The sequence below is a fragment of the Treponema pectinovorum genome, from assembly GCF_900497595.1.
Taxonomy (GTDB): domain Bacteria; phylum Spirochaetota; class Spirochaetia; order Treponematales; family Treponemataceae; genus Treponema_D; species Treponema_D pectinovorum.
In genome coordinates this window covers 362,005-374,558 of sequence record NZ_UFQO01000003.1, presented here as the reverse complement: position 1 = coordinate 374,558, position 12,554 = coordinate 362,005, and the positions used below count along the sequence as shown (strand labels likewise).

The following is a 12,554-nucleotide window of genomic DNA, read 5'->3' as shown; positions in this document are numbered from 1 at the left end:
TTTCTAAATCAGTATCATAGGAAGCATGAATGTGCACATAATTGAAGTTCCACTTGATTACGGCGGAAAACGCCACGGAAGCGACATGGGACCTTCTGCAATCCGTTTGGCAGGTCTTAGAAACAAACTTGAATCCCTTTCTTTAAATGTAATTTCGGATAAAGAGCAGATGGATATCCTGCCACAAGAATATGCGGAAGTAGGAGATAATCCCAATGCAAAATATCTAAAACCGATTGTAAAAGTTTGCGAGCAAGTTGCGCAAAAAGTTGAACTTTCAAAAAACAAAGGCGAATTTCCGCTTGTTTTGGGTGGCGATCATTCCATCGTTTTGGGTTCGGTTGCAGGATTAAACGCAAGCTGTAAAAAATCTGGCAAAAAACTGGGAGTTCTTTACGTAGATGCGCACGGAGATTTTAACACTGCGGATATTTCTATAACAGGAAACATTCATGGGCAATGCTTGGCAGCATGCGCAGGATACGGATTAGAAGAGCTTGTAAAGCTTTACGAACCAGAGCGAAAAATCGACCCAAAAAATATCTGCTTTGTCGGAATTCGCGATTTAGATCCAAAAGAAAAAGAACTAATGCATAAGGCAGGAGTTACAGTTTTTACAATTAGCGACATAGATCGCTGTGGTCTTGACGAAATAATAAAAAAAGTAAAAAGATTTTTTAGGACACATTGCGACTGCGTTCATGTTAGTTTTGATATGGATTCGCTAGATCCAAGCATAGCACCGGGAACAGGAGTGCCAGTGCCTGGTGGGCTTACATACAGAGAAGCGCTCTTACTTATGGAAGAAATGAGTTCTTTGGGTCTTGTAGAGTCGATGGAAGTTGTAGAGGTTAATCCTATACTCGACGTAAGAAACGAAACCGCAGTCATGGCAGTTCAACTTATAGCACGGCTTTTAGGCGAAACACTGTATTAAAAAAAATCTACGATTTTAAGATTTCTTTTTCCAATTCTTCCACAGCATCCAGCCACAGTTTTGCACTTGCATCGCTTGGCATTCTCCAGTCGCCTCGTGGAGAAAGGCTTACGCTTCCAACTTTTACGCCGTCGCTCATGCAAGACCTTTTAAATTGCTGAGAAAAAAATCTATTGTAAAAAGTTTTCATCGTTTTGATTATCGCCTCGTCGCTGAATTTTTCTAAACTGCCCTGAGAAATTGCAGCCTTTGCCAAAAAGAAAATCTTTTTTGGCGAAAAACCGTTTCGAAGAGTGTTATATATAAAAAAGTCGTGGAGAAGATAAGAACCGATTGAGTTTTCTGTCTTTTGGGCAATGTTTCCATCTTTATCTGGAGGCAAAAGCTCTGGGCTTACAGGTGTGGAAATTATATCGTTTAAAGTTTTGCTCAAAACCCTATTTTTTTCTTGAGATTCTTCAGCATAAAAATTTACCAGATAGCGAACAAGCGTTTTAGGAATCGAAGAATTTACAGAATAATTGCTCATCTGGTCACCATTGTAAGTGCACCAGCCCAAAGCGAGTTCCGAAAGGTCGCCAGTCCCCAGCACAAGCCCCGAATGCATATTTGCGTAGTCGAATAGAACTTGCGTCCTTTCGCGTGCCTGTGCATTTTCGTAAGTCGTATCATATAAATCCAAAGGATGATTCAAATCTTCAAGGTGTTTTTTCGCACATTCCTTTATAGAAATTTCAACCAAGGTTACGCCGCAACAAAGCGCGAGTTTTTTTGCATTTTCGTAAGTTCTTCCTGTGGTTCCAAAACCTGGCATCGTAATAGCGTGAATTTCTTTTCTGTCTTTTTTTAAAATGTCAAACGCTTGGCAACAAACCAAAAGAGCAAGCGTTGAATCAAGCCCGCCAGAAATTCCAACAACAACGGTTTTCGCATTCACATGGGAAATTCTCTTTACAAGAGCCCACGCCTGCAATCGAGAAATTTCTTCACATCTTTGTTTACATTCGACAGCAGAAGAAGGAACAAAAGGCTTGCCTTCGACCTTTCTTTTTAAAGACGCAAAATCTGTAGACGCAACAGTTATCTCTTCAAACTTCAATTCTGACTTTTTTAACAGATTAGGCTGACCAAAAGTTTCTGTTCGCCTTCGTTCATAATTTATTTTCTGCAAATCTATGTCGCAAATTATATAAGAAGAACTTTCATCAAAAGGATTTTTTTCTTTAAGCACCGAACCGTTTTCACAAATCAAAGAATGTCCGGAAAATACCAAATCCTGAGTGGACTCTCCAACGCCTGCGTTTGCATAAATGTAAGCGCAGATATTTTTTGCACTGTTGATTGAAATAAGATTTTTTCTGTAGGAAGATTTACCAATCAATTCGTTTCCAGCAGAAAGGTTTGCAATCACATTTGCTCCGTTTAAGCAGGAAATTGCAGAAGGCGAAACACTAACCCAAGCATCTTCGCAAATTTCACAGCCGAGAATCGCACCAGTAAAACCATTCGCTTCTGTATTCAGTTTTACAAGACCGCCAGTTTCGTATTCAAAAAGTCCCTGCTCGCCTGCATAAGAAGTAAACCATCGCTTTTCGTAAAATTCAGCATAATTTGGAACAAAAGTTTTTGGATAAATTCTTATCGTTTTTCCGCACAACAAAGCGGCACAGTTGTACAACACTCCGTTCATCGCTTTTAACGGAAGACCAACCAAAACTGCAATTTTGTCCGCATGAAGAAGGATTTTTAAAAGAGATTTTTTCGCACTTGCCAGCAATTCATCCTGAAAAAAAAGGTCTGCACAAGTGTAGCCAGTTATGCAAAGTTCAGGAAACACCGCAAGTTGAACTCCCTGCTCCTTTAATTCATCAATCGTATTGCAAATTACGCGAGTGTTTTTTTCGACATCCGCAACACAAACCTCAGGCGAGACCGCAGCAACTCTCAAAAATCCAAAATCTTCCATATCGTTTTGCTCCTAAAAAGCGTAGAATCCAAAACCAGATTCACATCAAATATTAAAATTAAATATCCATAACCCATTTTTTTCATGAATTTACGGGCGGCTTTTTACTCAACTGGCGTTTCGCAAAAAACGGGCTTTGCGTGGTTCGCTAACGCTCATCGTCCTCGTCGCTTGCGCTCCTGCGGTCGACGGCTTCGCCGCCACTCCAATCCCTTGCCGTTGGAAGCTCGCAAGCGGGCAGCGGGGCTACAAGTAGACCCTTCCGCTTTTGTCGCACAGTCGCACCGACAGGCAGTTAAAATCCAGTCGGATAAATATTACATCAATTTATAGAGCCTAATCCACACGATATTGAATAAAATCATTATATTTTTAAATACAGATATTTATTTCGGAGAATTTTATGCAGCAGGATTTAAATGCCAAAACCGACGATAAAAAAATAAAAAAAGATATGTTGATTTCAACCCTTGTAAAAGAATATCCTCAACTTGTTGAGCCACTTATGATGATGGGAATGCACTGTGTTGGCTGTTTTGCTTCGCAACTTGAAACTTTAGAAGAAGCGGCAATGGGACACGGAATTGACCCGGAAGAAGTTATAGAAGAACTAAACGAATTTTTACACCAGGAAGAAGTTCAAAACTCATAAATTTAGTTGCGTTCTAACGAGGCGCTTGTAAATTAAAACGCAACTAGAAGAGCAAAATAAAATTAATTCATCAGCTCGCGATATTTTTTTGCGAGCCTTGCAGATTTTTTTGCAGCCAGACCGCAGTAATTTGCAGGGTGTTCAAAAAAGTTTGCCGGGTTTTCAATTCCAAGTTTTTCCAGTTGTGCGGTGATATCTTTGTATTCTTTTTCGTGAGTTTTTAGAACTTCAAAAAATGTTTTTCCAGTCTTTTCGGCTTCGAGTGTTATGTTTCTGATAATTTCGTGTCCGTCGTTATAGCCAGCTTCTCCGAGCAAAATATACGCAGGTTCTGCAAGAACACCGCCTTTGACTTTTCCGCCAGCATTTTCAAGATTGCGTGCCATGCCTTCTTTGTCAGCCTGCAAGCCTTTGACTACGCTGTTCATCCTTGCAACTGCCATAGTAAAACCAGCAACATAGTCGGCAATAAATCGTTGAGAAGCAGAATTTGTCAAATCACGCTGGTGTTCAGAAATCTGATCCATATAAAAAGTTATAACGCGCGGACACATCGCCTTCCACAAAGACTTTACGTGTTCGCTGTTCCAAGGATTTCGTTTTTGAGGCATCGTAGAAGAGCCCACTTGAGTTGCAGCAAAATATTCAAAAACTTCGCCAATTTCAGAACGTTGAAGATTACGCAAATCATCGGCAAGGTTTGCAATAATTCCAAAGGCAACGTTCATCTCGAGCAAAAGTCTAAGAACATGCTCCACTTCAACAAGCTGATTTGAATATTCAGAAGGCTTTAATCCCAAAAACTCTACATAAATTTTTTCCAATTCTTCAGGATCCTTTACAATCATAGAAGGACCATTGTATGCACCTACAGGACCTGCCAGTTTTCCAACAAGATTGTCTGAAAGTTCTTCGATTTTTAAAATTGATTTTCCAAGTCGGGCAACAAATTCTGCAATTTCCCAGCCAAAAGTGATTGGAACTGCATGCTGTCCGTGAGTGCGCCCAACTTGTGGTGTTGCACATTCGCGCTCTGCAATATCGCAAAGATAGTTTTCAAGTCTTTTTAGTTCTGGAATTACAACATTTTTGGTAACATCTCGCATCCTACAGGAAAGGCCTGTGTCCAAAATATCAACAGAAGTCGCACCCAAGTGGATAAGAGGGCCAATGTCTCCGTCAACTTTGGTCTTCATCACGTTTACAAGTGCGCGAATATTATGTTTTGTCTTTTCTTCTTCTTCGTAAACTTCTTTTGGATCTATATTTTGGGCAACTTCATCCAGTTTTTTTGAGATTTCTGCTGTCAATTTACCGCGAAGTTTTAAATGTGCTTTTACAAGAGCCGCCTCGCACAAAGCATGAGAGCGAACAGATGCTTCTTCAGAAATGTATTTTGAAAGACCAGAAAAAGCTTCGGCCTCCGACAAAGAGTATCTGTGATCGATACAAGAAATGTTTTCAAAAATGTTACGTGTTTCCATAGAGAAAAATTATAGTGATTTCCCTCGTCTTGCTCAACAAAGCGCTTCGCTATCGATTCTCTACAAAAACTGGAGTTTCTAAAAAAAATCCACTGAGCAGAAAAAAACTTCATCCCTGCTCAATGCGATTCATCTTATTCTATTTTGCAAGGCACTTGTCTAATTCGGCAGTTATCGCTTTTTTATCCAAGTCTTGACCTATTATGCAAAGTTTTATCATCCTGTCGCCAACTTCGCTATCCCATTCTTTTTTAATGTCGGGATTTGCCTCAAGGATTTCTTTTTGCTCTTTTTCTGGTGCAACGGCAATCCACTGTCCAGAATAACCTGCCTGAATTTGCCTTCCGCTTGTTTCAAAAACCCAAGCCATTTCAGGTTCATCTTCAAACCACATAAGACCTTTGCATCGAATGATGTTTTTTGGCCATCGTGAAGCAAACTCGTCGAGTAACTGCCTTACAAATGGTTTCCTTCTGTAATATATAAAAGTTCCAATTCCGTATTCATCTTCGTCGGCACCGCTGTCGCCTTCGTGTTTGTGTTCATGGTGGTGATGTGCGCGATGATGTCCATGCTCGTCTTCGTGTTCGTGATGTTCATCATGTTCGCTTTCATGGCCATCATGTTCGTGATGATGCTCGCCCTCATGCTCATGATGATGTCCGTGTTCATCATCGTGGTGGTCGTGTTCACCATGCTCATGCTCGTCTTCATCGTCTTCGTCAAAATCGCCCTCTTCTAGTTTTTTGCACCAGCCAGCAGAAGCGTAAACTTTTTCAAAATCGAATGAACCTGTAGAAAGAATTTCTGCAACATCAACCTTGCCGTGATCCGTCTCAATGATTTTTACTCCAGGATGCAAGGTCTCTATAACTTTTCTAACCTTTTTGAATTCATCTTCTGTAACTAAATCTTTTTTGTTGATAACCAGAGTCGAACAGAATTCAATCTGCTGAACCAGCAACGACTCAATGTCCTCTTCACCAATTTTTTCCTTGTTTAAAAGCTTATTTCCACCAGCAAATTCGTCAACAAGGCGCGCAGCATCAACAACGCCAACAACATTATCCAAAACGCCATTTTTTATCGTTTCAATTTCTTGAGCAATTGGCATAGGTTCACAAACGCCAGACGCTTCAATCATGACATAGTCGTATTTTTTGCTCTTTATAAGATTTTCAATATTTTTTGAAAGGTCAGATTTTAAAGTACAACAGATACACCCATTTGTAAGCGGAACAATATCCGAAGTATCAGTAATTTTTGCCCCTTCGGCAATCAATCTTGCGTCAACATTCACTTCACCAATATCATTTACAATAACTGCAACTTTATATCCTTTTTGATTTGAAAGAACTTGATTCAACAAGGTCGTCTTACCAGCACCTAAGTAACCGCACAAAAGTGTTATCGGCGTTTTTTCCTTAGCCATTTTTACTCCCTGTTTGCAAAGGCAAACTTTTTAGTATATACGCTTACAAGATAATATTTTTTTTTACAAACGACTATATATTGCAGTAAAATAAAGGCAACGATATGAAAAAAACAAACGCAATGCGAATTTTAGACAAACTCAAAATAAAATATGAAGTTCTTACCTACGAAGATGACGGCGAACACGAACTAGAACGCGGAGCTGCACAAAACATCGCACAAAAATTGAACATTCAAATCGAAAAATGTTTTAAGACAATCGTAATGAAAAACGAATCCATGCAGATTTTTGTCTTTTGCCAAAGCGCAGCCCAAGAAATAAATTTAAAAAAAGCGCGCACACTAACAAATTCAAAAGAAATAGCACCTGTAAAAAGCGACGAACTCTTATCGCTCACAGGTTACATACGAGGCGGCTGCTCCCCACTCGGAATGAAAAAAAACTTTCAAACCTTCATCGACCAATCTGCTCTCTCCTGCGACAAACTCTACATAAGTGCAGGAATCCGCGGCGAGCAGATAGTCATATCACCACAAGACTTAATAAAGGCAACCTCCGCTCAAACAGCAGATTTTACGCTTTAACAAAATAGCGAATTTGCAGGGCGGCTTTTTGCTCCACTTGAGTTCCGCAAAAACCGGGCTTTGCGTGGTTCGCTAACGCTCATCGTCCTCGTCGCTACGCTCCTGCGGTCGACGGCTTCGCCACCACTCCAATCCCTGCCGCACGGTCGCACAAGGATGTGCGACCGACAACAAAATGTTGACAGTTTTTGCAAAAAAACTGTCCGTTTCAAGAAAACACGGAAGTTTTCTTGAAACTCCAATCCCTTGCTGCTGTAAGCTCGCAGGCGGGCAGCGGGGCTACAAGTAGACCCTGCCGCACGGTCGCACAAGGATGTGCGACCGACAAGCAATGTTGACAGTTTTGCAAGAAATTTTATTTTGTATAGAGACTTACACCTTTTAAAGTTGCCGCTTGAGTTGAAAATCTAGCTCCTATATAGTTAGAATCATTTGGAACAAGGATATTTCCAAGTTTTATCGTTCCATCAGCATTGCGCAGGGAAGCATGTACAGTTGTATTTGCAGATGGCAGAGATGTAGATTTAAAACTTGGTGTGCCAACAACTGTCCCAACATCTTTTTTACCGTTTGTTATTGCAGTTGCAGAAGCAAGCCAATAATATTTGCCGTTTGTAAAATACAGAGTTTTAGAAAGCGTTGAAGCAACAGAAGATGTTCCGTATTTGTCGGAATTTTTTGGAGAAGCGGTAACGAGTCCTGTAAATTCACCCTTGTTTGTGCGCCCAAAATTAAAGTTCACTTTTTCGTTATTGTAGGAAGTACAATTTGTAAGTTTTAAAGGACCACCATTTCCATTGTCTGTAAAGCCATCATGCCCGTTTGAAAATGCAACACAATTTGAAACTATATGAGCTGTAGGAACTTTTCCATTTGAACCACCAAGTTTAAATCCGTTCATATCTCCATTTCCGTAAGTTGAACCTGTTGTCAATTTTCCGTTATTGAATGCTATACAGTTTTTTATAGTAACAACACCTATTGGCCCTGTTACTTCTTTTGCGTATAAGTCCCAACCGTCATCGGAATTTGAATAAGCAATACAACCATCAAATACGTTCCCGTTTCCTGCGGTTAACTTGCAGGCAAACCCGTCTGCATTTTCTCCAGTTTTATCTGCATTATCGTAAGAAGTACAGTTCAAAATAAGATTATTTGCAGGCCAATCGCTCATATTAGAAAGAGATGAACTTTCTCGAGCAATCTGAAGTCCTGTGTCACGATTTTCAACAAAAATACAGTTTTCTACTATATTATTATTTCCAGAAACATACATTCCGTTATCCCCAGCACCTTTTATCGTAATCCCATAAAAATGCCACCAATCACCAAACAGTTGAATTCCACGGTTTGAATCTGCAAGGCTTTGTCCAGAAAAATCGAGAATAACCTGATCCGCAGTTGTTCCAGGAGCTGCAATAACATACTTCATAGCAGAAGATGAGCCGTTATTAGAAGAAGAAATAGTTAGTGTTTCAGAAAATGAATAAGTTCCCTTTGAAAGAACAATTGCACCGCCATTTGAAACAGAATTCAAAGCCGCTTTTAGTGCAGAAGCCGAAGACACTTGAATGGCATTTTTTATCTGACTAACAGAAGTTATTTCTCTCAACCTAGAGCAAGCTCCAACACCGTTTTGTGTTTTTGACTGAGAAATAGAAAGACTTTCAGAAGAAGAAGCTCCTCCTCCAGAAGAACCACCACTTGAAGAGCCAGAACCTGATGACGAACCTCCACTTGCCGAGCCTGATTTTGTAATTGCAAACACTCGTAAAGAACTTGATTTTGAATAAAGATAGTATGTTCCAGAAGCTTTTGCTGTATAAGAATATTCATTTGTTGTTTTAGTAACAGCAAAACTGTCAACAACTTGATTTCCGTTTGAAAGTTGAAGAGTTCTATTAGAGTTAGCATTTACAATTGCAGTAAATTTTTCGCCAGAAGAAAGATTAAACTTAAATGCACGATAAGTCGGCATAACTCCATTCGCACCCCCTTGTAAATCCCACGCTTTTGAATAAGTTTTTCCCCCATACGATGTTGATGTAGATGTTATTTTTACAACCTTTGAAGAAGTTGCCAAAACTGTAAAATCTCCGTAATCAGTATTTTTGTTTATTGTTCCAACAGAAAGATTTGATGCACTAGAAATTGCTCTTTCTGCATCTAAATCTACCAGTTGGCCTTCTGCTTCATTTACAGAAAGATTTGAACATCCTAAAAACACTAGAGCAACAAGAAGCAATCCAAGCGTTTTCTTCAAAAAACTTTTTTTCATACAATCCCCCTTTTTTAGTTGTATGAGGTAATATTTCTCTTCTCCGATAAATTTTATACTGATTATGATTTTAATTGAGATTTTTAATTGGTATTTTTATATGGATAATTCTAAAAATTATTCAAAGATAATTTTCATTTATACAGTATCTAACTTTTTTAAAACAATTTTCAATTTTATTTTTGTATTATAACGACCTCGTTTTTAGATTTTAAAAATTTAAATTTTGTATTTTTCAGTTGTAAAAAAGGATTATTACGCATAAATAAAAAAAATCCCTTTCTACGATGTTTTTACCATAAAAAGAGATTTTACATTGTTTTGAATAACTAAGTTTTTGCGGTTTTTCAGATGTCGTTATTTTGAAGTCATGTTCATTATTCCATCCCAATGGTCTGGCAAGCCTTTTTCTATATAATCTTTACATCGTTGGGCATACACAAGTGGCGATTCATCTTCTGGAACAAGTTTATTCGCTTTTAAAAAGAGTTTTCCTGCACCAGAAAAATCTCTAGCAAGATATTTCTCCATCGCTTTGTCGAAAACATCTATAGATTCAAGAACGTTTTCTGCAAGTTCATCTTTAAAACCCAAAATATTCCAGAGTTGTACAGGCTCTTCCCTTCCAACAACTCTTACTCTGTCAAATCTGCGTGCTACAATTTTTCCTAAATGCTCGCCTGAATTTGCATCATCCCAAGTATAATCGCTGCATAAAATCCAGGATTTATAAACTTTGTTTACACCTTCAAGCCTGCTCGCAAGATTTACAGCATCGCCCATTATCGTGTAATTCATCTTTGTACTCGTACCCATGTTTCCAACAACCATATTACCAGTATTTATGCCGATTCGAGTTTTCAATTCCATAGGAATGCTACCGCTTGCAATTTTTTCTGAATTAAACTTATCTTCCTGCTGCTTCATCCTTATTGCAGAAACTATTGCACTCCATGCAGGTTGCTCCAAATCTATAGGCGCACCAAAAAACGCAACTATCGAGTCTCCAATATATTTATCTATAGTTCCCTGTTCTGCCAAAACCATATCAGACATACTTCCAAGATATTCATTCAAAATGCTTACGAGTTCTGTAGGAGTTACGAGTTCAGAAAACGAAGAAAAAGCCTTTATATCAGAGAACAAGGCAGTCATGCGCTTTTCTACACCGCCTAATTTTAATTTTGAAGGATCTTTTACAATCTGCTCAACAACTGCCGGCGCAAGATAAGTAGAAAATGCATTGCGTAGAACGCTCTTATCTTTTTCTGATGTAACAAATCTTAATATAACTGCAACTAGGTAGGTTGAAGTAGTTATAAGTACAGAAGCAGTTATTGGAACATAAATTTTAAAGACAACCATCAAAATTTGAGGAATAGCGATTGTTAAAAGCACTGAAAGAATGCCGAAAAAATTCTGAATCAACGCTTTTTTACCGTTAGTGTAAACGACACAGAAAAATGCCAATAACGAAGCAAATACAAAGGCGAAAATCCAATGAATCTCACGTATAAAATTGCGATTTATTATCGTATTATACACGTTGGCGTGAGTTCCAACATTTGGGTACGCTCTGTTAAAAGGTGTGGTTCCCAAATCCGTAGTCGAACTTGCAGTGTTTCCTATTATACAAAATGAATCCTTATAAACTTCTTTTTTTTCGGCAAAGGTTCCAAGGTAAATTTCATTTTCGTTTTTAAGACTGTCGCACAAGTTTTCTATTCCAGAAACAACTTCTTTGTAATTTTGTTCATCAAGTTCGCCACTCATCTCTTTTAAACGGTTAAAAATCTCTGGAAAATACGAACCACTTATAAAAGAGCTAACTCTTTCAAAAAATGCAGCACGTGCAGAAAAATAATCAGAATATTCGCTTTCTGCAATTCCACCGTCAATCGCTTTGCCCTTTTCGTCTGTACCTTTGCATTTTGAAAGCAAATAATTTTTATATTCACTTATCTGTGAATAATCCTGCAATATTTCGTTTACTTCATTTTTAAAAGAAAGCGAATTTCCGTTTTTATCCCAAAGGTTAAAGCTAGAAAGAGTTCCCAACAATGCAAGAATGTTGTTTTCCGTTTCGTCAAGCTGAAAGAGCATAACGACGCTTTCTCGCCTAAACGAATCTATAAATTCTTTTTTTAACCAGTTAATCAGCATTCTTCCGTGCCTGTCCACTGGAATCGATATATCTGTAAGCTCTCCTGTATCTGGATCTTTTGCATCAACCAATTTTACAGCAAACGGAGTTCTGATTATTTTTTTTGGATTTAAGATTTTTAAAATTGGCGAAAATACGAGTTGAGCCACATAGCTTCCGTCTTGGTCGCTTAAAAGTTCAACGCGGCGCCTTGTTCCATCGCTATCTAAAACGACATTTGTAAAACCAGCGCCTGCTGCTCCTTGCATAAATTGCTGTCTAGCAGGGCAAAAGCCCAATTTATTATCTCCGCCTTGGTCAATTAAATAATAGAGATTTCCTTTTTTTATCCTTCCAGTTTTATCTTCAACATTTGAATACAGACACTTTTGCTTTACATAATCCAGATACTCCGGAGTGTAATTTATATCCAAATCTAAAATATTCACAGTTAGCCAAGTGTCGCCAAAGAATTGAATTGATTTTGCAAAAAGTGCATCGTTATCCTGGAACGACGCATTTCGTATGCTATCTTTTAGAGCATCTAAGCCTGGATTTACCCATTCTTCAATCGCTTCCTTTGCAAGAGCGGTAAGGTCAGTTTTGCTGTACATCCCTCCAGTCGCAGCACCTGCAAGTTGATTTATAACATCGGCAACATCCTGCTTTTGAACGTCAATCGCTTTAGAAATATCTTCCGATGCATTTGGATTTACGCCCAAATTAGAAGGCGAAAGATACTCAATATCGAATACAGCGGTTTTTGCACCCAACTCTTTCATTCTGATGAGCGAATTTGCCAATATATCTCGACTCCAAGGCCAAGGTCCTAAATCTTCAAGAGATTTATTATCAATCTCTACAAAAAGCAGTTCAGGCCTTGTTTCTGGCTGAGGTCTTAACCCCAGCAATAAGTCATAAAGACGATAGTCGAACTTTTGAAAAAGTCCAAGAATTTCAAACAATCCCCAAAGAATTATAATTGCTACGGTTGCAATCCTATCTGACTTTTCTTTAAACAATTTGCTCAATTTTTTTACTCTCATATGACAAAAATTATAACACATGTTATAAT

General features: G+C 38.6%; 8 protein-coding genes. 3 read left to right on the top strand and 5 right to left on the bottom strand.

What is annotated here, in order from left to right:
• The first annotated feature begins 25 nt into the window (after window positions 1–25).
• A complete protein-coding gene (gene rocF, locus FXX65_RS06240) occupies window positions 26–937 on the top strand; it encodes an arginase (protein ID WP_147612906.1) in 912 nt (303 codons plus the stop codon).
• 7 nt (window positions 938–944) lie between these two features.
• Here rocF and FXX65_RS06235 read toward each other — a convergent pair whose 3' ends face one another.
• Entirely contained in the window at window positions 945–2,903 is a 1,959-nt protein-coding gene (locus tag FXX65_RS06235) for an NAD(+) synthase (protein ID WP_147615554.1), read from the bottom strand.
• 403 nt (window positions 2,904–3,306) lie between these two features.
• Between FXX65_RS06235 and FXX65_RS06230 the strand changes: the two genes are divergently transcribed.
• Window positions 3,307–3,555: a DUF1858 domain-containing protein gene (locus tag FXX65_RS06230; RefSeq protein ID WP_147615553.1), complete on the top strand. Its 249-nt coding sequence runs from the start codon at window positions 3,307–3,309 to the stop codon at window positions 3,553–3,555.
• A gap of 62 nt (window positions 3,556–3,617) precedes the next feature.
• On the opposite strand, the gene FXX65_RS06225 is transcribed toward FXX65_RS06230, so the two are convergent.
• Complete coding sequence (locus FXX65_RS06225) at window positions 3,618–5,039, bottom strand: lyase family protein (protein WP_147615552.1); 1,422 nt, start codon at window positions 5,037–5,039, stop codon at window positions 3,618–3,620.
• A gap of 139 nt (window positions 5,040–5,178) precedes the next feature.
• On the bottom strand, window positions 5,179–6,471 hold the full coding sequence (locus FXX65_RS06220; RefSeq protein WP_147615551.1) for a CobW family GTP-binding protein: 1,293 nt from the start codon (window positions 6,469–6,471) through the stop codon (window positions 5,179–5,181).
• A gap of 104 nt (window positions 6,472–6,575) precedes the next feature.
• Between FXX65_RS06220 and ybaK the strand changes: the two genes are divergently transcribed.
• Window positions 6,576–7,058 (top strand): Cys-tRNA(Pro) deacylase, encoded by a 483-nt coding sequence (gene ybaK, locus FXX65_RS06215; RefSeq protein WP_147615550.1) that lies wholly within the window; start codon window positions 6,576–6,578, stop codon window positions 7,056–7,058.
• 355 nt (window positions 7,059–7,413) lie between these two features.
• Here ybaK and FXX65_RS06210 read toward each other — a convergent pair whose 3' ends face one another.
• Window positions 7,414–9,336 carry a right-handed parallel beta-helix repeat-containing protein gene (locus FXX65_RS06210; protein ID WP_147615549.1) on the bottom strand — a complete coding sequence of 641 codons (1,923 nt, stop codon included), beginning with the start codon at window positions 9,334–9,336 and terminating at the stop codon, window positions 7,414–7,416.
• A 357-nt stretch (window positions 9,337–9,693) separates the two neighbouring features.
• A complete protein-coding gene (locus tag FXX65_RS06205; RefSeq protein ID WP_187116231.1) occupies window positions 9,694–12,525 on the bottom strand; it encodes a CHASE2 domain-containing protein in 2,832 nt (943 codons plus the stop codon).
• Window positions 12,526–12,554 lie beyond the last annotated feature (29 nt).

Bases quoted from the DNA above. Each gene is read 5' to 3' on its own strand.
- FXX65_RS06210 (WP_147615549.1), bottom strand. From the start codon at position 9,336: ATGAAAAAAAGTTTTTTGAAGAAAACGCTTGGATTGCTTCTTGTTGCT.
- FXX65_RS06225 (WP_147615552.1), bottom strand. From the start codon at position 5,039: ATGGAAACACGTAACATTTTTGAAAACATTTCTTGTATCGATCACAGA.
- FXX65_RS06220 (WP_147615551.1), bottom strand. From the start codon at position 6,471: ATGGCTAAGGAAAAAACGCCGATAACACTTTTGTGCGGTTACTTAGGT.
- ybaK (WP_147615550.1), top strand. From the start codon at position 6,576: ATGAAAAAAACAAACGCAATGCGAATTTTAGACAAACTCAAAATAAAA.
- FXX65_RS06230 (WP_147615553.1), top strand. From the start codon at position 3,307: ATGCAGCAGGATTTAAATGCCAAAACCGACGATAAAAAAATAAAAAAA.
- rocF (WP_147612906.1), top strand. From the start codon at position 26: ATGAATGTGCACATAATTGAAGTTCCACTTGATTACGGCGGAAAACGC.
- FXX65_RS06235 (WP_147615554.1), bottom strand. From the start codon at position 2,903: ATGGAAGATTTTGGATTTTTGAGAGTTGCTGCGGTCTCGCCTGAGGTT.
- FXX65_RS06205 (WP_187116231.1), bottom strand. From the start codon at position 12,525: ATGAGAGTAAAAAAATTGAGCAAATTGTTTAAAGAAAAGTCAGATAGG.